Origin of the sequence: Methylophaga sp. UBA1464, from assembly GCF_002325665.1 — a bacterium.
Classification (GTDB): Bacteria; Pseudomonadota; Gammaproteobacteria; order Nitrosococcales; family Methylophagaceae; genus Methylophaga.
Map to the genome: position 1 here is coordinate 63,939 of NZ_DCSO01000114.1, position 21,042 is coordinate 84,980.

The following is a 21,042-nucleotide window of genomic DNA, read 5'->3' on the forward strand; positions in this document are numbered from 1 at the left end:
CCCAAATTGCGTAACATGCGCTCATTATCAGACCAGCCTTCACGTACTTTGACCCATAATTGCAGAAACACTTTGCAGCCGAATAATTTTTCCATATCTTCACGGGCATCTTTACCGACTTGCTTGAGCAACTCGCCTTTTTTACCAATGACGATAGATTTCTGACCACTGCGTTCAACATAAATCACGGCGCTGATACGGAACATACCGTTATCGTCTTCAAACTGTTCAATATCCACCGTCAGTGAATAGGGTAGTTCCTGGCCCAAATGACGGAACAGTTTTTCGCGAACCATTTCGGCCGCCAGAAAACGTGAGCTGCGATCGGTAAGCTGATCTTCATCAAAGATCATCTCGCCTTCTGGCATTAATTTATATATCGACTCTTCCAGAGATTCCAGATTGATGCCTTTACGCGCTGATAAAGGCACGATATCCGTAAATTTATACAATGCAGCCAGCTTTTCTACCTGTGGAAACAACGTTGCTTTATCTTCTAATTTATCAATTTTGTTCATCACCAGAATAACCGGCTTGGAGGTTTCCTTGAGTTTCTGTAATACCCGCTCGTCTTCCTCGGTCCATTTCATGCCTTCAACGACAAACACCACGACATCGACATCCTCTACCGAAGCCGCAGCCGCACGGTTCATATATCGATTCATCGCTCGTTTGCCATCACTGTGGATACCGGGCGTATCAACATAAATGAACTGACCCGTATCTGTTGTTTTAATGCCCAGAATACGATGGCGGGTGGTTTGTGGACGGCGAGAGGTAATACATAATTTTTGTCCCAGCACCCGGTTAATCAGGGTGGATTTACCGACATTGGGACGACCGATAATGGCGACATAGCCACTACGAAAAGCAGGTTGATCATTCATATTTTTGACTCGATTAACGTCAGGGCGCGTTCAGCGGCTTTTTTTTCAGCCTTCCGATGACTGCTTCCTTGAGCCACAACTAATTTATTCAACAAACTCACCTGACAGGATGCCTCAAATACGGGCTGTTTATCGGCAGATTCGATTTCTTTTACACTATAAAGTGGTAGTGGTAATTTGCGGCTTTGCAATAATTCCTGCAAACGGGTTTTGGGATCTTTAATGGTTTCAGTGACATCGATGGAATCCAGACGTTCATCGTAAAGCCGCAAAATAAGAGGCTTTACCACATCGATACCGCTATCCAGAAACAGCGCCCCAAAAATAGCTTCCAGCGCATCTGCCAGAATGGATTCTCGACGAAACCCACCACTTTTTAATTCACCCTGACCAAGAATCAACACTTCACCCAATTTTAGTTCACGTGCGATTTCTGCCAGTGTTTCCCCTTTAACCAGGCTGGCACGGAGGCGACTCATCTTGCCTTCCCTGGCCTGTGGAAAACGGTTAAATAATTCCTCGGCAATCACAAAGCTCAATATGGCATCGCCCAGGTATTCCAGTCGTTCATTATTCTTTGGTGCGGCACTCCGATGAGTAAGCGCCTGCAATAATAGGTCTGTATTTTTAAATTCAATGCCAAGTTGCTGGCACAGTTTTTTCTGCTTGATGTTTATCATCTAACGGCCGGTTCCACATCCACATCAGTGACAAAATGTCCTACTAAATCAATATGGGCAAAAAACGGTTTACGCACTTCATAATCAATGACGATTTTGGTGACGTAAGCATTACTTCTACCACGGGAAAGTTCGATATTTTCTTTTTTAACGCTGGATATATAGCCGGTATTAAAGCGCTTACTCAGTAACAACATCACTTGCTCATTGGTGAGTTTGTTATTTTTCAGTTCTGTTTCCATTGATTTCATGATTTGTAAAACACCGTAGTATTCCTGATACATCGGCACCAACCGCATAGTTAATGTGGCAAAAAATGCGATGATTGCCAGTACAATTACCCAGCTGATTAACGTCATTCCCTGTTGTTTTTTCATCATGTACTCCTAGACCCTAGTTAATAGAACGTCCAACCCTCGACCAGACGACACCACCATCATCCCAACTCCAGCTCATCCAGATAAAAAACGCTTTCCCGACCAGATTCTCTTCCGGTACTGTTCCCCACACACGGCTATCATTACTGTTATCGCGATTATCACCCATCACAAAGAAGTGACCTTCCGGGACAGTGATCTCCCCTTCCATCGATTGTCGCTGCGGATCCACTAAAATATCATGCGTCACGCCAGTTAAACTTTCTCGCTTAAGCTCGGCGCGCGGTGCGATCATTCCTGCCAGCTCTGAGGGTTTAGTGCCGGGTTCCTGCTTGATTTCCTGTCCGTTTATATAAAGTGTTTTATTGAAATAACCGACTTTATCACCGGGTAATCCGATGACCCGTTTGATGTAATCAATTTGGGGTTGCTCTGGATATCGGAATACCATGACATCACCCCGTTCCGGAGTGCCGGTATTGATAATTTTGGTATTAATCACGGGGAGACGAATGCCGTAGGAAAACTTGTTCACCAGAATGAAATCACCAACGTGCAAGGTTGGTAACATGGAGGATGAAGGAATACGGAATGGTTCTGCGACAAAGGAGCGAATAACCAACACCAGCAGAATAATTGGGAAAAATGATTTAGCGTATTCAACTATCGCCGGTTCATTTTCACTGACAGGGCGCTGCGGCGCTAACCAAAAACGGTCAACTAACCATATCAGGCCGGTTATCGCGACCAGTAACACCATTATTGCTGGGAAACTCACTTGACGCTCCTTTTAAGATTTCTTGGATAACTGCAAAACCGCCAAGAAGGCTTCCTGCGGCACATCCACTTTGCCGATGGATTTCATACGTTTTTTACCGGCTTTTTGCTTTTCTAGCAATTTACGTTTGCGAGAAACGTCGCCTCCGTAACATTTTGCCAAAACATTTTTACGCATCGCTTTGACCGTTGAGCGCGCAATAATATGCCCTCCGATGGCAGCCTGAATCGCCACATCAAACATTTGGCGCGGGATCAGTTCCTGCATTTTTTCGACTAACTGACGGCCACGCGACACGCTCTGATCCTTGTGAACAATCATCGATAAAGCATCGACTTTTTCACCGTTGATTAATACATCCAGTTTTACCAACGCTGCCGCTTCGAAACGAATAAAATGATAATCCAGTGAGGCATAACCACGACTCACTGATTTAATACGGTCGAAGAAATCAATCACCACTTCATTCATGGGCAATTCATAGGTCAGGGCAACCTGTTTCCCCATATATTGCATGGATTTCTGTACGCCACGTTTTTCAACGCAAAGCGTTATCACGGCCCCCAGATAATCCTGCGGAACCAGCATATCGGCAACCACAATTGGCTCGCGAATTTCTTCAACTGAACCGGCATCGGGCAGTGAAGCCGGATTTTCAATCTTTATCACATCACCCTTTTTGGTGACCACCTCAAACACCACCGTCGGAGCGGTTGTGATCAGATCCAGATCGTATTCACGCTCCAGTCGTTCCTGAATGATTTCCATATGTAATAATCCGAGGAAACCACAACGGAAGCCGAAACCTAAAGCCTGTGAGTTTTCTGGTTCATAAAACAACGAAGAATCGTTTAAGCGCAATTTCCCCAATGCTTCACGAAACGCATCGTAATCATCACTGCTGACCGGAAACACACCGGCATAAACCTGTGGTGTAACAGACTTAAAGCCAGGCAACATTTCGGTTGCGCCATGCTGAGAGGTGGTTAATGTATCGCCTACTGGTGCCCCATCGATTTCTTTAACACCGGAAATCACATAACCCACTTCACCACAATTCAATGCTGTGCGCTTACTGCGCTTAGGCGTAAACACACCGACTTCATCGACCTGGTATTCCTGTCCGGTAGACATCACTCTGATTTTATCGCGGGTTTTCAGTCTGCCCTGTTTAATTCGCACCAATGAGATGACACCGACGTAGCTGTCAAACCATGAATCGATAATCAGGGCCTTTAATGGACCTTCCGGATCACCTTGCGGCGGTGGAACGCGAGCGACCAATTCTTCCAGCACTTCATCGATGCCGACACCGGTTTTAGCACTGCAACGCACAGCATTGAGTGCATCGACACCGATAATATCTTCAATTTCCTGCGCCACCCGATCCGGTTCCGCTGCGGGCAAATCGATTTTGTTTAATACCGGTAATACCTCAAGGCCAAGATCGATAGCGGTGTAGCAGTTCGCCACACTCTGGGCTTCAACTCCTTGTGCGGCATCAACGACGAGTAAGGCGCCCTCACAGGCCGCCAGCGAGCGGGATACTTCATAGGAAAAGTCAACGTGACCGGGCGTATCGATAAAGTTGAGATGATAGGTTTCACCGTCTTTCGCCTTGTAGTCAAGTGAGACACTTTGCGCCTTGATGGTAATGCCCCGTTCTTTTTCGATATCCATCGAATCAAGAACCTGTTGTGACATTTCACGTTCAGTCAAACCACCACAGATTTGAATAAAACGATCCGCTATTGTGGATTTACCATGATCAATATGGGCAATGATTGAGAAGTTTCTAATATTTTTCATTGAGTAGCGATTATGAACGTGTTGGAGGTTGAAATAACGAGTTGCAAAATGTGTTCATCTCCATGATTTGGAATGTATTGCCAATGCGAAACACGCATCGTGCAAATGACCCGGTATTATACGCACTTAACTGAGTTATAACGATAATAAATACTAGGGTCTGTTGATCTTTCAGAGCCACCACTGCCGGAGACTATTTTTTTGTCCAACAAGGCGGAAATGATGCGATGTAGTGTTCTACATAAATTATTTTTAACGCAGTTGGGCGGAAAAATAGTCCCAGCCCTTCGGGTTGTGGCTTAAAATGCACCACTCTACGTGGCCTACATGGATGTAGGTCAGGGGCGTGAGCAGGATGCGGAAGCTTTGCTCGTCATTTATTTAGAACGACTACAAAAACGCCGGGAGTGTTTTTGAGCGTAAGCCCCAAAGGGGTAAGATACATGGATGTATCTCACAAACTGCATTCCTTACACCTTGATTGATGCATTTTAAGTCACAACAGAGGCGGCTATGAAAGATCAACAGACCCTGGGATAGTCTGTCGCGCTGCTTTCACATCACACAATAATCACAACAAAGCCTTTGCATAACGAATATGGATCATTAGCATTAAGTGCTCCTCACCCCAACTTCTTTAAAACGGATACCTGATGCAGGCCAGCAAAACTGACAACGACGTCCTCAACGGTCCGATTATTTCTACTTTTCTTCGCTATGCCATCCCATCGATTCTGGGGTTACTGGCCATTACGACTGCCAGTATTGTGGATGGTATTTTTATCGGACAATTTGTCAGCGCAGAAGGCCTGGCAGCCATCACCTTATTAATTCCATTTTTTACGCTGGTTTTTGCCATTGCCTTGATGTTGTCGATTGGTGGTGCCGTTCGCGCCGGCAATTATCTGGGACAAAACAATATCGAAGCAGCTTCCGCGGTATTCAGTAAATGTCTGATAAGCATTTTTATTGTTGGTCTGCTGTTTATGAGTATTTCATACATGCTGGATCGGCAGATATTATCGCTGCTCGGTGCACCTGAAGAGTTGATTGCACTGGTTCTGCCCTATTTCCATATTATCTGTATGGTGCTGGTGATGCAGGTAACCAGCATGGTGCTGTATTACTTTATTCGGCTGGATAACAATCAAAAGCTGGCTACATCGGCTCTGGTAGCCGGCGCATTAATCAATATTGTTCTGGATGCGATATTCATCATTGCTCTGGAGATGGGGTTAAAAGGTGCTGCCTGGGCAACCTTTACTGCGCAAATCATTCAGATGCTGATTCTTTCTGTTTATTTTGTCCGTAAACAACGACGCCTAAAACTGATATTACGACCCGGCAACTGGTCTGAGGTCGCTAAAGTGTCTTACAACGGTCTGTCAGAATTTGTAAACGAACTGTCGGGCGGTATGGTCATTCTGCTGCTCAACTGGTTGCTGGTTATCTACCAGGGCGTCAGCGGATTAGCTGCTTTTGCCGTGATTAATTATCTGATTTTTATCAGTCTGATGATTTATTACGGTATTGCAGACGCTTTGCATTTACTGATCAGTCAAAACCATGGGGCAGCACAAGCCAGACGAATTCACGATTTTGTCATCACAGCTTTGGCGATGGTTTTTGCTGTTTCAATCATTTTAGTCAGTGTTTTATTGCTTTATCCGCAGTGGTTGATCCAATTATTTTTACAGGAAGGTGCATTGGAAAGCCAACAGTTGTCGGCTGAGTTTATTCAACTGGTCTGGCCATTGTTTGCCGTAAATGGACTGAACGTCACCTTGTCAGTTTACTTAACAGCCATGCAAAAACCATTGCCCTCTATGAGTGTCGCGTTAAGCCGTGGTTTTATACTTCCTGTCGGTTTATTGCTCTTATTGTCTGCATGGCTACCAGACNNACCAGACAAACAATTTCTTATTGCGCTTCCGCTTGCCGAAGGTCTGACCTTAATCCTGGCCATAATACTCTGCTGGAAATACTCTCCCGGCAGGATTATTCATTAGGATCTTAATACGCTAAAAAAGAAAAGCCGGATGTCATTGCAACATCCGGCCCAAAATCATCAAACCTTCATTCAGGGGATACAGCTTGATGGATTAGAACTGCCAGGCCACGCTTAATCGAACATCACGACCGGGATCAGGCAAACCGATAATATTTTCAAAATCGGCAAACTGGCTGAAATCTGCGTTGGTGGCATGATTAAGATAATCTTTATCAAACAGGTTATTGACGGTTAAGGTGACTCGTAAATCCTGACTTTGCATGGGTAACCATTGCGCATAAAGGTCATGAATGGCATAACCCGGTTTATCCAAGTCGCCTTGAGAGGTTTTGACATCTTTTAATCGCTCGACAAAATGTCCGTTCCAACCAAAAGACCAGGTACTATTCAGCTGATAATCCAGTTTGGCTGACCAGGTATTACCGATACTATTGGCAATGCCACCGTGATCATAGGCATTGGCATCTAATTCACCCACTTCAGCTTTGTTATGATGGAAACTCAGACTGGCAAGTAACTGAGTCCAGCGATAACCTGCTTCAAGTACATAACCTTTTGACTCTAAATCACCAACATTTTCATATAAGTTTGGTCTGCCAATGGGATCAGCAATCAAATTATCGATATTTGTTTTGTATAGTTTTGCGGAAGCAAATAAACGGGAATCATCATAAGCAATGCCGACTTCCGTGTTATCAGCATCTTCTGGCTTGAGATTCGGGTCTTTTGCCCACCCATCCAGTTTGAATGCATCCTGTGCCATCGGGCCTCTGAAGGCTTCAGCATAACTTGCAAACACATTGACTGAGTCCGAGACTTCATAATTCAGACCAATGTTATGGCTTATTTCACTCTCATTCAGCTCAAGACCATTATTATCTTCAAGTTCATATTTGTCGTAGCGAAGGCCTGCAGATAAAAGCAGCGCATCAGTCAGTTGAATAGCATCCTGGATATAAATGCCTTTCACCTTGCCTGTTTCTTTTGCTTCACGTCTGTTGGTTTCGGCACCGGCACGTGTTTCATCTTCTCGATAGTCAAATCCATAGATGACTGAATTTATGCCAATCACACTGGTATTACGTATATCCATTCCCTTACTTTTGATAAAACCATAGTAAGGTCCAAAGCGACCATTCTGATATAACTCGGATTCAGTATTAAACAGTGTCACCTTGCTATCAACCCACGGATTATCAGCAGGGTTGAAGTCATAATTCAGCGTAATGGTTTCACGCTCCAGATCCATTTGATAAAGATCATTAAAGCCTTCTGACACAATCCACTGAGGTCGGGCAGCACGGTCGCCTTCATCCTTGCGTTTTTCGTAACTCAACCGAACTGTCTGGCTATCAGTAATTTCACCAACGACCTTGGTAAACAGGAAATCCTGGTCTGAGCCAGTGCCAATGCGTTCAATACCATTACCATCTTCATAGTCATCTATATCCGCTTTGGTATAAGAGACCATAGCGCTGATACTATCTGATACACGACCGAACAGACTGGTGTTGGTTTTAAAACTGTCTGTATTACTGAAATATCCTGCCTTGAGTAAGGCACCGAAATCTTTACCGGGTTTGAGCATGTCAGTTGGATCTTTAGTAATAAATTTAACCGCGCCCCCCAATGCACCCGGGCCATTTAATGCCGAACCGGCACCGGCACTTACATCAACCCGCTTCAGCAATTCTGGCTCGATCGTGATACGGCCATTATGGTGGTATAAACTGCCGCCTTGGCTAGCACCATCAATTGACACATTTAAAAGTTTATCCTCAATGCCACGGATGTAGAGTTTCTGGCCGATCGGCACACCGCCACCTACAGTAACCTCCGGAGAATGGCGGAATAGGTCAGCCAAGTCATTGGCCTGCATTTTTTCGATCTGATCTGCATCAACGCTATTATTATCTAAGCTAATCGATTGGCCGGTCACTTTTACAACATCCAGTTGCACATTGTCCTTTTCAGCAGCCCAAACCGCCGGCCCTGATAAAGCAGCGGCTATTGCCAACGTCAATATAGTCGGACGACTTACAACACTCCGGTTTATTTTCACTTTAACCTCGCGAATAATAATCATTATCAAATAAAACAGATTCGCATTCTAGTCAGAGTGAACGGAGATTAAAACCAAATTTACAATTGTTACAATTGGCAGGTGATCAAGATGTTAACTTTTAGCGGTTATGGGCAACTGCATGATCATCGTTAATCCACCGAATTGATGAATTTGTGCCCATAACTCCCCCCCCGTCGCTTCCACTTGTCGCCTGGCAAGGGCTAGTCCCACGCCAAAGCCTTTATGTTCATTCGGGTGAGAACTGTGCAGGCGGAAGAAAGGTTTGAAGATATTTTGCAGGTGCTGTTCAGGCACACCCGGTCCCTGATCATCAATCAGCAAATCATAACGATCGGAATGCTGGTGCAGAGTTATGCTGACAGTCCCGGATAACGGGGTGTATGACAGTGCATTACGCAGTATATTTTCAATAGCATGGCCTAACGCTCGATCACTTGTTTGATGAAGACAAGCTGTTTCCGGCATCTTCACAATAATCACATGTTCGGGGAATTCAAATCGTGCATTTTCCACAATACTGTCGATCAGATCGGTCAGATCGAGTGACTCGTGACGTAAAGCCGGTCGCTCGTTCTCTAACCAGGCAAGTGTTAACGCATCTTCAACTAATTCTCGCATCTGCTGGCATTCATATCGAATCCGCTGCAGCGCTTCATTGTCCGGGCTGGTCTGTTCAGCGATGCTTAGTGCCAGCTCAACCCGTGTTAAGGGAGTACGTAATTCATGTGATAAATCTGAAGTCAGGTGGCGCTGAGTCTGAATCTGCTCTCCTATCCTTTCTGCCATGCTATCGAACGTACTGGCCAGTATTGCAATTTCATCGTTACGTTTACCCAAATCATCACGCACTCGTACGGCAAAATCGCCATCGCTGAATTGTTTAGTGGCTTTTTCAAGTTGTCTTAAAGGCGAGATGACATGCCGGTAAATCACTAAGCTCAGGATAGCCATCAGTAACATAGGCAAGGCTATTTGTAATAACAGACTGGCATAAGTCCAATATCCTCCGGGACGCATGCGTTGTGGCAGACGGATCAGAAAGTGAGTATGTCTATCTGCAAAAGTGACATCCATAATGGGATTCTGAGCAAAATACAGATGTATTTTCCATGTAATATCCCGGCCCAAAGCGAAATTATTAATAAAGTAATCGTCCATTTCGCTGTCTGCCAACGGGGTAAGCTGTGATCTTACCAGTGCAACCCAGGTATCTTCTCGCTGTTTGATGGTATTGATCCAGTCGGCCAGTTTTTCTACCTCGCCTTTTATATACAATTCTTCTGCCTTTCTGGCATAGTCGACTAACTGTTGCTGATATTGTTTATCAATAAAACTCATATGCTGCTCAGTGCGCAGAATCAAATGATGGATTATCCAGAACAAGGCAATGGTACCAATCGTAATCGTCGCACATAATTTCCAGAACAGACGACGTTTCATAACAGCATATAACCTGTTCCGTGAACGGTTTGCAGCCTGTCCACCGGCATACCGACATCAATCAATTTACGTCTGACCCGGCTCATATGCATATCCAGGCTTCGATCGTAACGACTGAAATCGCGTTCCATCACGAGTCGATACAATTGTGGTTTGCTTAACAGATGATTGGCATGTTGCGTCAACGTCCATAATAATTTGAACTGGATAGGCGTCAGTTGTACAACTTGTTCATGAAAAAATACTTTCTGTTTTTTTCTATCCAGCATCAGACCTTCATGCTCCAAAACAGAATTTTCCTGATGTGGATGGTCGATAGCTCTGACTCTTCGCAGGATCGCTTCAATACGCAGCACCAGTTCAGTGAAATTAAATGGCTTTGGCAAATAATCGTCAGCGCCGTTTTTAAACCCCATAATGCGTTCCTCTTCGGCACCATGAGCCGTCAGAATGAGCACCGGAGTTTGTCGACTTTGTCGCAGCGTATTCAATACCGAATAACCGTCACGTCCAGGCAAGCTGACATCCAGCAGAATCAGGTCAAATTGACCGCTTACAGCTTTAAGTAGCCCCTCTTCACCGTTAAAGCATTGGATAACTCTAAAACTTTTCTTTTCAAGTAGCTGTTTTAATTGATGATTTAAAACCAGATCATCTTCAATTACCAGAATATTGCTGTGGAAATTCTTTTTATCTGACATGGAATACGAAGTTCAACTCATCTAGATGATAATAATTATCATTAATGATAAAGCCAATCACCAAAATATGAAACTTTGTTTTATTCCATCCTTATTGCAAACAATAAAAAAGGCAGCTGATAGAATTCCATCAACTGCCTTTTAAACTTGCCAAGAATAATTTATTACATAAGCTGCTTATACATTATTCCGGAATTTTTAACGCCAGGAACTGCGAAGCTCCGGAACGTTGTACCAACACGGGAATCGCTTTATTGGTCGGCAGCTTTTTAGCCAGTTCAATAAACTGTTTAGCGTCTGTAATCTTCTCATTATTTATACTGAGAATAATGTCACCGGGAGCAATACCGGCTTCTACAGCAGGCCCAGACTCAATTTTTCTCACTGTGACACCGCTTTGATTTGGTCCTAACTCAGCGCGCTGCTCAGCCGATAAATCAGTGACTTCCATGGCCAGACGATTATCATAGAACTGGCTAATTTTAGGCCCGCTTCCGCTGGCAATCTGTTCATCTTCCGGTAATTCTTCCACTGTAACGGAAATCGTCATTTTCTTGTTATTACGAATAATTTCCGCTTTCGATTTTTTACCAATCTCGGTTCGACCGACGATAGGCGGAAGATCGGAGGAAGCATCAACATTACGATCATCAAACTTGAGAATAACGTCACCCGCTTCAAAACCGGCCTTCTCAGCAGGACTGCCTGCAACGACACGAGAAACCAAAGCACCACGAGGTTTACTCAGTCCGAATGATTCAGCCAGTTCACGTGTTACATCTTGGATGACCACACCCAACCAACCGCGGCTGACATAACCTTTATCTTTAATTTGCTCAACCACATTCATTACAGTGTCGACAGGTATTGCGAATGAAACCCCCATAAACCCACCGGTACGGCTGTATATCTGTGAATTGATACCAATAACCTCACCATCAAGATTAAATAACGGACCACCCGAGTTACCCGGATTAATCGCCACATCCGTTTGAATAAATGGGACATAGCTATCACTCGGTAAACTGCGTCCTAAAGCGCTGACAATCCCCGCTGTTGCGGAATAATCAAAACCAAAAGGTGAACCGATGGCTAAAACCCACTCTCCCACTTTCAGGTCATTTGAATCGCCTAATTTAACCGCTTTCAGGTTCATGCCTTCAGCATCAACCTTTAACAACGCCACGTCGCTACGCTCATCACTACCAAGCAATTCTGCAACTAGCTCAGTACGGTCACTGAAACGCACGATGATTTCATCGGCATCTTTGATGACATGATGGTTTGTCAGAATAAATCCATCAGATGAAAGTACAAAACCAGAGCCTAATGAACTTGGCATTGGGGCACGTGGCTGAGAAGGGTCGCCAAAAAAGCGTCTGAAAAAATCATCAAATGGTGTGCCTTCAGGCATTTCCATACCGGGAGGTAATGATGGAAGTGGCCCGCCAGCAGTATTTTCACTTGGTTTACTTTTAGTACTTATATTAACGACGGCATCGCCATTCTCGGCTACCAGTTCGGTAAACTCAGGTAAACCTCCCCTTGCCTGAACAGCTGAACTCAACATTAACCACATCAGCAATGCCATAACCATTGCACCTGTTGTTTTGTATTGCGTCATTATTTTTCCTCTATGATTTGAGTTTCGATGGCAATTTTCTGATTTTTAAGTCGGTTTTTGACCCAATAAAATCCAAGCATCAGACCAGCCAGTCCGGCAATAATTTCCACCAGTTCGTTTGCAAACATAAAACGGCTGGCTACCGCGCCTGCAAACATGAACAGTATTGGCAGAAGATACATCATGTAAGCACCATGCAATAATGCTTCCTCAGGAATTGAGACATTCATCTGCTGTCCAGGTTGCACCGTCTGTTTTTTAGGAACGGCAATCGTCGAAAAACGTCGACCGACATGTTCACTTAGCAACCCGGTACCACAGCCTTTTTTAACCTGACATTTATCACAGGTGGATTGACGTTCAGCTTGCAGCCAGATGGTTGACTCATCAGAACGGATGACCGTAGCTTTTTGTTCGATCATCGGGATTCAGGACCGGCATATTCGATGGCTGCACCAATTTTCTCTACTGTTACCGCAGGTACTTCACCCACAACCGTTACAAAATGCGCGTGAATGACGCTACCAAATGCATTCACGGCCCCCATATGAGAACCACCATGAAAATGATTGTGTTGCGCACGCATTTTTTCGATAAACACGGAAACTGAGCTTAACCCGTCGCTATAGACACGCTGTTCTATGTGTGCCCCATTGTTGGCACGTAATCTGTTTTGATGAGCCACCAGGGTAAAACCATCAGGTAACCATTTTGCCTGCCAGTTGGAGAAAGCGACTAAATCCTGTGTTGTCATTTCGCCAGGTTCGGTGCGGTGCCATACCATTTCATTGCCTGACATTTGTGCTTTCAAAGATGCATCCGGTATCTCAATGCCGGTTTCTATATCCGTAAATTCAAAGGTTTCGAGTACTTCTTTATTTTCACCTATCAATTCTGATTTAAGCAGCAAATCGGTTTCTTTATCCATCCACAATCGATAGCCATAACGATAACTATCTACAGGTTTGATTTCCAATCTCTGAGTTAATTTGCCGGCGATACGATCCTCGCCCTCCAATGTTAATTCATAGAAAGGTGTCGCCGAGCGAAGACGACGAGGTAAATCGCTTGGAAATCCTCGGCCTAAAGGACGCTGACTGACGTTGATTTGTTTACCATCAGGATTAATACAGGTAACCGTATCGTTTGAACGGATTACTTCCCTGGCAGCGCCATTAAGTGAAATAAGCCTTTCTGATTCGGTACCGTCATTATTACGGTGATAAATACGTACCGACTGGAATGTTTTGCCACTTTGGTAGGCAAAAACACCTTCATAGTTGAGTTGCTTAGCTGCCTGACTCATTCGCTCAAGTAATTCTATCGAAGCAGACTCAGCCTGTACTGTTGGAATAAACAACACCAACAGCGCAACGCAAAAACGAAATACCTGGCGCATCTTTATCGCTCCGTGCCATAGGAAACGACACGTCCATAAGAAAACATGCCTGATGTACCAACATACTCGTTATGGTCAACCAGATAATTATTCAGTCTGTCTTCGACTTCCGGCTCAGCGACTGTCCACCGGTTCGACTGACTAATCATGGTAGCAGGTGCTTCGTTGGCTACCACACTGGCCACCGGCATATTATCAAAACCGGATTGTTGCTGAACCACGCCCACGACGGCAAGTGCCCCCACTGAAGCGGCCATCGCCAACCCAGTGGCCTGTTTCCAGAAGTTATCAGGGAAACGGAACAGTTTTGCTGTTGATTTTGTTTCTGTTGCAATCGTGTAAGCGGGTTCATTATCCAATGCAGTTGATATACGGAATGTCAAATCCAGTGGACGTTGATTAATGCTTCTTGTATAGCCATGCAATATATCGCTTGCTTGCTGATAGCGCATAAATGCTTCACGGGCGCTGCTGTCATTATTAATTAATTCCAATGCCTGTTCGAGTTCACTACCGGTCAGCTGGCCATCAACCAAAGCAGACACTAATTCGAGATGATTAATTGCCATTATTATTCCTCTTCACCCATCACTGACTTAACTTGTTTATCGATAGCTTCCCTAGCCCTGAATATTCTTGACCGGACGGTGCCGATCGGACAATCCATCGCTTCCGCGATTTCTTCGTAACTCATACCTTCAAATTCTCGCAACTTGATAGCTGTAGCGGTATCTTCCGGCAAATCTTCAATTGCTTGCTGGATAGCCTCTTCCAACTCTACACACATGAGACTGTTTTCAGGGGTCTCAAATTCCTTAAGTTCGGGTGCATCGTAATAATTTGTTGCATCCATAGCATCGACATCACTCATCGGTGGTCGACGCGAACTGGCAGTAAGATGATTTTTAGAGGTATTGATAGCGATACGATAAAGCCACGTATAGAACGCGCTGTCCCCGCGAAAGTTCGGCAACGCACGATAAGCTTTAATAAAAGCTTCCTGCGCTACATCCATTGCTTCAACTGGGTCATGCACAAATCCGGTTATCACATGTATGATTCGCTGTTGGTACTTCATTATCAGCAGATCAAACGCCTTTTTGTCGCCCGCCTGTACCCGCTGAACTAATTCCTGATCCACGTTCATTTATTTATCCGGCCTACTCCGACAAGCCGGAGACAATTTCTGTTTAATGCTAGATTGACCAATGTCATTTATTTTTGTTCCACAATCAGTGCACAATAATTGTTGGCATTCTACCTTTAACAGGACCCATGACGACAACTCATCATTTTGATCTGCTGATTATCGGCAGCGGAACAGCAGGTCTGACCCTGGCTTTAAAGATGGCAGACAAGGCCCGTGTTGCCGTTCTATCCAAAAGCCAGCTTGAGGAAGGTGCTTCGCTTTATGCTCAAGGCGGCATATCAGTTGTACTCGATAAAGCCGATTCTTTGCAATCCCATATTGATGATACTTTGCGCGCCGGCGGCGGATTATGCGATGAAGATGTCGTACGTTTTACCGTTGAACATGCGCGGGAAAGTGTCGAGTGGCTGATTGAACAGGGTGTTTCTTTTACCCGAGATGATATGACCACCGAGACTTATCATCTGACTCAGGAAGGTGGTCACAGTCATCGACGGGTGATTCATTCGGCTGATGCAACCGGTCGGGCGGTGGAAACAACTCTGCTGGATAAAGCCAAGGCGCATCCGAATATTTCGTTATTTCCTTATCATATCGGTATTGATTTGATTACTGCGCACAAACATCTGGCCACTGAAGAGAATAGTTGCCTGGGCTGTTATGTGCTGGATATCAAAAAAGATCAACCCAAAACCTTTTTGGCCCCCGTCACTGTGCTCGCCACGGGAGGTGCCGGAAAAGTGTATTTATATACCAGTAATCCAGACGTATCGACCGGCGATGGAATTGCCATGGGCTGGCGTGCCGGCTGTCGAATCGCCAATATGGAATTTATCCAGTTTCACCCGACCTGCTTATTTCATCCGAAAGCCAAATCCTTTTTAATTTCCGAAGCATTGCGTGGCGAAGGTGCCACGTTGAAATTAGCCGATGGCACCCGATTTATGCCGGCATTTCATCCTCAGGCTGAACTGGCGCCAAGAGATATTGTTGCCCGGGCAATCGACCACGAAATGAAGCGGTTGGGGCAGGATTGTGTGTATCTGGATATCAGTCATCAACCCAAAGAATTTATTACAACCCACTTCCCCACTATCTATAAGCGTTGCCTGAAATTTGGTGTCGATATGGCAAAAGAACCCATTCCAGTGGTGCCGGCAGCCCATTACACCTGTGGCGGCATTATGACCGATATGCGCGGGCGTACCGATATTGAGGGGTTGTATGCTATTGGAGAAACTGCACATACCGGATTGCATGGTGCCAATCGCATGGCCAGCAACTCGTTGCTGGAATGCCTGGTCTTCGCCGATGCAGCTGCAAAAGATATCGCCACGCTTTCGAAAAAACCGTTTCCTGAAAATATTCCACATTGGGATGACAGCCGTGTAAATCCGGCTAAAGAAGCCGTTGCCATTAGCCACAACTGGGACGAATTGCGCCGCTTTATGTGGGATTATGTGGGCATTGTGCGCAGTACTGAACGGCTCAATCGTGCTCGCCAGCGTCTGTTTCTGCTACAGCAGGAAATTAATGAGTTTTACAGTCAGCACCATATCAGCAACGATTTACTGGAATTACGGAATCTCGCAGATGTGGCTGAACTCATCATCGAATCTGCATTGCAGCGCAAGGAAAGTCGGGGCCTGCACTACACTCTTGATTATCCTGAAATGTCTGATACCGCGGTCAGTAATAGTATTATTGCCGGAAAAAAGCCAGTCTGATTCTCACTCGTAACTGTCGAAACTGTTCTTTATCGACAGCATCTTTAACGACCAGTATCGACAGGCTTCGCTTATCAGGTGGTTTGAACGTGATTATGACAGCAAAGCGTGTGACCCAGGCTGACTCCAGAACAAGATTAGGAATCAGAGAATTATCGGCATAGCGGATCTGCCAATATTCTTCACTGAAAGTCCGGAGCGCGACAGGGCGTTTGCTATATTCACCAACAATACCCAATCGGTAACTATGTAAAACCTGACTAATTAAAACCACCGTGACCAACAGTATTTTCACTATCATGCTCACCGCTAGCAGCGATATGCTCAGCACTGCCAGAATATGCACTAGAAAACTGTAAATAACGATATACCGTGATCGGGTTAATGGCAGATAAAATCCTTTTTCCTGCATCTTCATCCCTTATTTTCGCTAATGCCGCAAACTCGCTACAATGACTCGTCCTTCTTCATGCTATCCATAAGAGTAAATTCATGACCGCTGACTATCAATCCATTTTGCATCAACAGGCTTCTGCCGGACTCGCAGAAAGCAGTAGTGATACCCATTATCTGATTCCATTACCAAGTTATGGGGTGATAACGGTAAGCGGTGAAGAAGCTACAGGTTTTTTACAGAATTTACTGACAAATGATGTAAACCAACTCACTCAGCAGACATGTCAGATTTCAGCAATGTGTAATCCAAAAGGACGCCTGCTGGCACTTTTCCTGCTGATTAAAACACAAGAGAGTTATCAGTTAGTGTTACCCAGAAGCCAATGCGCTTTTCTGGCGCAAAGACTGCAGATGTTTAAATTACGCAGCAAAGTTGAGGTTGCAGATAGCAGTGAACAGTTATCCGTCTGTGCTTTATTGGGCAATGCTCCGGTCGATCATGCCATTCCATTAACTGTACCGTCATCTGCTTTATTGATTCACTCAGCAGAACAAATGGGTTCCAGAATTGAAATTTTGCTGGACCAGGAATGGCAGCTTGCAGCAGAAGCCAGCTGGCATATTAGTGAAATTGAGGCAGGCATTCCGCTGATTGTGCCAGAAAGTCGCGAACTGTTTACGGCGCAACAAGTTAACCTGGATTTAATTGGCGGTGTCAGTTTCCGTAAAGGCTGCTATCCGGGACAGGAAGTAGTCGCTCGCCTGCACTATCTGGGTGAACCAAAACGTCGTTTGTTTCACGCTGTTGCAAACAAAGCTGACATTCCTGCGGTGGGTGAAACGGTTAACGATAAAGAAGGTGCGGTGGTCGGCCATATCGTCAGGGCTGTTCATGGCCATGATGACCAGTTATTACTGCAACTAAGTCTAAAACTGGAAGGTGCGGAACAACAGTTGTTTTTAAACGACGGGACGCTGCTGGAACAGGTTCAAGCTTCTGCCCCGGCGAGGGAAGGGTTACTCTAGATCAAGCTTTTTAAGTTTATAGCGCAACGCCCGGAAAGTAATCCCTAAACGTTTTGCCGCAGCAGTTTTATTCCAGCGGGTTTCATTAAGTGCTTTTTCAATAATGGCCCGCTCCTGTTCTTCCAGATGACTTTCCAAGTCCTGATTCAGAGCGGGGGCAGATATAGATATACCTGTTTCAGGGATGGTAAAGGCGTTACCATTGGGTTGTGTTATAGCTGGCAGCATCAAATCCTCTGCCGAAATCCGTGTCCCCTCTGCCCAGGTCAACGCCCGCTCCAGCGTATTCTCCAGTTCACGAACGTTTCCCGGAAAGGGATATTGTTGCAAAGCCGTCATGGCTTCAGCCGTTAATGTAGTGACCGCAGAATGGGTTTTACCCGCCAGTTTTTTCAGGATATGTTCAGCTAACAATTGAATATCAGCCTGACGTTCTCTTAATGGCGGTACATGTAGTTCAATGACATTCAGCCGATAGAATAAATCCTGGCGAAAGGTCCCTTTTTCGACGCATTCCGCCAGATTTTTATGCGTCGCCGATAAAATCCTGACATCGACATTAATTTCATCATGACCACCTACCGGACGAATCGCTTTTTCCTGAATTGCCCTTAGCAGTTTGACTTGCATCATTAATGGTAAGTCAGCAACTTCATCGAGAAATAACGTGCCGCCATGTGCATGCTGGAATAATCCCTGTTTATCAGCAACAGCTCCGGTAAAAGCCCCTTTTTTGTGGCCAAAGAATTCGCTTTCTACCAACTCGTTGGGAATAGCGCCACAATTCACCGGCACAAATGCTTTTTCAGAGCGCGCTCCCAAATCATGAATTAATCTGGCCACCAATTCCTTACCCGTACCGGATTCACCACTGATATAAACCGGTGCCTGACTTCGGGCCAATTTGGCCACTTTGCCACGCAGTTCACGCATCAGCTCCGTTTCACCCAGTAAACGGTCTCTGGATCGCCGTTCGATTTTATGGGGTCGATTAGGTGACAATTTTAATGCCGCTTCCACCAGTTCACGTAAAACCTGCAACTTCAAAGGTTTGGAAACAAAATCGAACGCACCGGACTTCAAAGCGGTCACGGCTAAATCCATATTGCCATAGGCTGTAATAACCGCAACGGGTAGGTCAGGATGACTTTCCTGGATTTTTTTGACCAGCTGTAATCCATCACCATCCGGTAATCGCATATCGGTGAAACATAAATCAAATGATTGCTGTGACAACAGTCTTTCCGCTTCTGCGATAGTTTCGGCCGAAACACAATCTATCGACATGCCAGACAAGGTCATTGACAGTAAGTCAAGAATGTCTGGCTCATCATCGACAATCAACGCTTGTGGATTCATTGAATAAACTCTTGTCTTTGCATTGGATAACTGATTCTGAAACAACTACCGAACTCATGCAGATAGTTTAGTCTGGCTCCATTGGCCTGGCATAACTCACGGGCCAGGTACAGTCCCAACCCTGTTCCACCGCTCCGTTCAGAATGAAACGGCTCAAATAAATGTTGCATTGCCTGTGGGCTGACACCAGCACCATTATCAATAACATCGATATTGATATCGTCGGCTTGCAGTGTGATACGGATTTCTACTGGCTGCTCCTGCTCTTTATCAGCATAGTGCCATGCATTATCAATCAAATTCCACATCACCTGATGCAATTGTTCTTCATCAGTGCAAATACGTGCCAGCGGCACCGACGAAATCAACGCGATTTGCCGGGCCGGGATATGTTTTATTTCGCAATACTCTTCTACCAGTTTTTCCAGCCACGGACTCAATACCACTACGGTAGGCTCAACATTTTTACGCCGACTCATTTCTAAAATGGTTTCGATAATGCTGTTCATCCGGACACTATGTCGTTGAATGATTCCGGTAAGCTTGCTGACTGACGCATCATGACTTAACGATTCCGCCAGCAGCTCTCCGGCATGGCTGATAGCACTCAAAGGGTTACGAATCTCATGAGCGATGCTGGCTGTTAAACGTCCCAACGAAGCGAGTTTTAATTGCTGGGCTTGCTGTGCCAATGCCGTGGTATTTTCGATAAACACCAAAACTTCTCCTGAATCAAGCTGCGTGGCTCGCGCTAATAATTCAGGTAAATCAGCCCTGGCCTGAAAAGGTTCAAAGGCATCCGGTAAATGTTGTTTCCAACGCCAGATCTGATCAGCCAGCTCCGGTACATATTGTTTTAGTAAAAACTGTGAGGGAGCGTCTTCTATTCCCATATACTGAGCAGCAGATTGATTACAAAGTGTGACTTTTCCCTGCTCATCCAGAACCAAAACAGCCACCTGCATTCTGCTGATGATGTGTTGATTCAGGCTTGCCAGTTTATTCAAATCCTGAGCTTGCTGTTCCGCCAGCAACTGGGATCGCTGCATGGTTCGTGAGAGCAGATGCGCCAAAAGCGCCGTAATAAAGAATATCGCCCCCAGCATACCGGCTTGAGCAAAATGGCTTTGACCTATCCCGGTCAATTCAGCATAAACCGCTTCAAGTAAAACCGATAAGGTCGCTATGGCTGCAATAAAATCGGCCAGTCGGCCAGGAATCAGCGCACCACCTGCCACGACAACCACGACAAGTAGTGCCCCCAGACTGCTTTGCAAACCGCCTGCCGCATGAATAATCAGCGCCAGCGCAATAATATCGATAATCAGCTGAATACTGCACTGCGTGACAAATATACCCCAGTGTCGACTGGAAAATATCATCAACAATACAGCAACCATCAGATAGGTCAGGCTGACATAATGATGTAATAAGGGATATTTATTCCCGATGAATTCCGGTGTTAACTCAAGGTAAAAAACCACAAACAGAATAGCTGCCAGAAATAAACGGTAGCCGGAAAAGAAGGTCAGCGCTCGCCAGGAAGCCTGATCCTGTTCTGATTTAGTGGTGGTGAAATATTCGCCAGCCAT

The 21,042-nt window shown here is 45.2% G+C and carries 19 protein-coding genes; 3 read left to right on the top strand and 16 right to left on the bottom strand.

Features of this window, described 5'->3' with window-relative positions; all coding sequences use genetic code 11:
• The 5 genes from era to lepA form a co-directional block, all read right to left on the bottom strand.
• A partial coding sequence (era, locus tag B3O33_RS15535; RefSeq protein WP_292363931.1) for a GTPase Era occupies positions 1-887 on the bottom strand: 887 nt, incomplete at its 3' end.
• Complete coding sequence (gene rnc, locus B3O33_RS15540) at positions 884-1,567, bottom strand: ribonuclease III (RefSeq protein WP_292361729.1); 684 nt, start codon at positions 1,565-1,567, stop codon at positions 884-886. The genes era and rnc, both read right to left, overlap by 4 nt.
• The gene (locus tag B3O33_RS15545; protein ID WP_292361728.1) at positions 1,564-1,944 is read right to left on the bottom strand and encodes a DUF4845 domain-containing protein; all 381 of its coding nucleotides are present in this window, start codon (positions 1,942-1,944) and stop codon (positions 1,564-1,566) included. The genes rnc and B3O33_RS15545 overlap by 4 nt, the downstream gene beginning before the upstream one ends.
• 16 nt (positions 1,945-1,960) lie before the next feature.
• A complete protein-coding gene (lepB, locus tag B3O33_RS15550; RefSeq protein ID WP_292361727.1) occupies positions 1,961-2,722 on the bottom strand; it encodes a signal peptidase I in 762 nt (253 codons plus the stop codon).
• 12 nt (positions 2,723-2,734) lie between these two features.
• Positions 2,735-4,531: a translation elongation factor 4 gene (gene lepA / locus B3O33_RS15555; RefSeq protein ID WP_292361726.1), complete on the bottom strand. Its 1,797-nt coding sequence runs from the start codon at positions 4,529-4,531 to the stop codon at positions 2,735-2,737.
• Positions 4,532-5,184: 653 nt separating this feature from the next.
• On the opposite strand from lepA, the gene B3O33_RS15560 reads away from it, so the two are divergent.
• A complete protein-coding gene (locus B3O33_RS15560; RefSeq protein WP_292363932.1) occupies positions 5,185-6,540 on the top strand; it encodes an MATE family efflux transporter in 1,356 nt (451 codons plus the stop codon).
• 93 nt (positions 6,541-6,633) lie between these two features.
• Here the strand turns inward: B3O33_RS15560 and B3O33_RS15565 are convergent, their stop codons facing one another.
• The 8 genes from B3O33_RS15565 to rpoE form a co-directional block, all read right to left on the bottom strand.
• Positions 6,634-8,628: a TonB-dependent receptor domain-containing protein gene (locus tag B3O33_RS15565; RefSeq protein WP_292363933.1), complete on the bottom strand. Its 1,995-nt coding sequence runs from the start codon at positions 8,626-8,628 to the stop codon at positions 6,634-6,636.
• A 90-nt stretch (positions 8,629-8,718) separates the two neighbouring features.
• Positions 8,719-10,068 (bottom strand): sensor histidine kinase, encoded by a 1,350-nt coding sequence (locus B3O33_RS15570; RefSeq protein WP_292361723.1) that lies wholly within the window; start codon positions 10,066-10,068, stop codon positions 8,719-8,721.
• Positions 10,065-10,769 carry a response regulator transcription factor gene (locus tag B3O33_RS15575; protein ID WP_292361722.1) on the bottom strand — a complete coding sequence of 235 codons (705 nt, stop codon included), beginning with the start codon at positions 10,767-10,769 and terminating at the stop codon, positions 10,065-10,067. The genes B3O33_RS15570 and B3O33_RS15575 overlap by 4 nt, the downstream gene beginning before the upstream one ends.
• A gap of 184 nt (positions 10,770-10,953) precedes the next feature.
• The gene (locus B3O33_RS15580) at positions 10,954-12,393 is read right to left on the bottom strand and encodes a DegQ family serine endoprotease (RefSeq protein WP_292361721.1); all 1,440 of its coding nucleotides are present in this window, start codon (positions 12,391-12,393) and stop codon (positions 10,954-10,956) included.
• Positions 12,393-12,815, bottom strand: coding sequence for a SoxR reducing system RseC family protein (locus B3O33_RS15585; RefSeq protein WP_292361720.1), 423 nt, complete (start codon positions 12,813-12,815; stop codon positions 12,393-12,395). The genes B3O33_RS15580 and B3O33_RS15585 overlap by 1 nt, the downstream gene beginning before the upstream one ends.
• On the bottom strand, positions 12,812-13,792 hold the full coding sequence (locus tag B3O33_RS15590; RefSeq protein ID WP_292361719.1) for a MucB/RseB C-terminal domain-containing protein: 981 nt from the start codon (positions 13,790-13,792) through the stop codon (positions 12,812-12,814). Before B3O33_RS15590 ends, B3O33_RS15585 begins: the two co-directional genes overlap by 4 nt.
• A gap of 2 nt (positions 13,793-13,794) precedes the next feature.
• A complete protein-coding gene (locus tag B3O33_RS15595; protein ID WP_292361718.1) occupies positions 13,795-14,361 on the bottom strand; it encodes a sigma-E factor negative regulatory protein in 567 nt (188 codons plus the stop codon).
• Between the two features lie 2 nt (positions 14,362-14,363).
• Entirely contained in the window at positions 14,364-14,939 is a 576-nt protein-coding gene (gene rpoE, locus B3O33_RS15600) for an RNA polymerase sigma factor RpoE (RefSeq protein ID WP_292355489.1), read from the bottom strand.
• A 128-nt stretch (positions 14,940-15,067) separates the two neighbouring features.
• Between rpoE and nadB the strand changes: the two genes are divergently transcribed.
• Positions 15,068-16,669, top strand: a complete 1,602-nt coding sequence (gene nadB, locus B3O33_RS15605) for an L-aspartate oxidase (RefSeq protein WP_292361717.1) — start codon at positions 15,068-15,070, stop codon at positions 16,667-16,669.
• Here the strand turns inward: nadB and B3O33_RS15610 are convergent.
• On the bottom strand, positions 16,644-17,081 hold the full coding sequence (locus B3O33_RS15610) for a protein YgfX (protein ID WP_292361716.1): 438 nt from the start codon (positions 17,079-17,081) through the stop codon (positions 16,644-16,646). The two genes, nadB and B3O33_RS15610, sit on opposite strands and share 26 nt — an antisense overlap.
• A gap of 80 nt (positions 17,082-17,161) precedes the next feature.
• Here B3O33_RS15610 and B3O33_RS15615 point away from each other — a divergent pair, with 80 nt between their 5' ends.
• Positions 17,162-18,091: a YgfZ/GcvT domain-containing protein gene (locus B3O33_RS15615; RefSeq protein ID WP_292361715.1), complete on the top strand. Its 930-nt coding sequence runs from the start codon at positions 17,162-17,164 to the stop codon at positions 18,089-18,091.
• Here B3O33_RS15615 and B3O33_RS15620 read toward each other — a convergent pair.
• Together B3O33_RS15620 and B3O33_RS15625 are read right to left on the bottom strand one after the other, a co-directional pair.
• The gene (locus B3O33_RS15620; protein WP_292361714.1) at positions 18,083-19,450 is read right to left on the bottom strand and encodes a sigma-54-dependent transcriptional regulator; all 1,368 of its coding nucleotides are present in this window, start codon (positions 19,448-19,450) and stop codon (positions 18,083-18,085) included. The genes B3O33_RS15615 and B3O33_RS15620 overlap by 9 nt on opposite strands.
• A partial coding sequence (locus tag B3O33_RS15625) for a sensor histidine kinase (RefSeq protein WP_292363934.1) occupies positions 19,447-21,042 on the bottom strand: 1,596 nt, incomplete at its 5' end. The genes B3O33_RS15620 and B3O33_RS15625, both read right to left, overlap by 4 nt.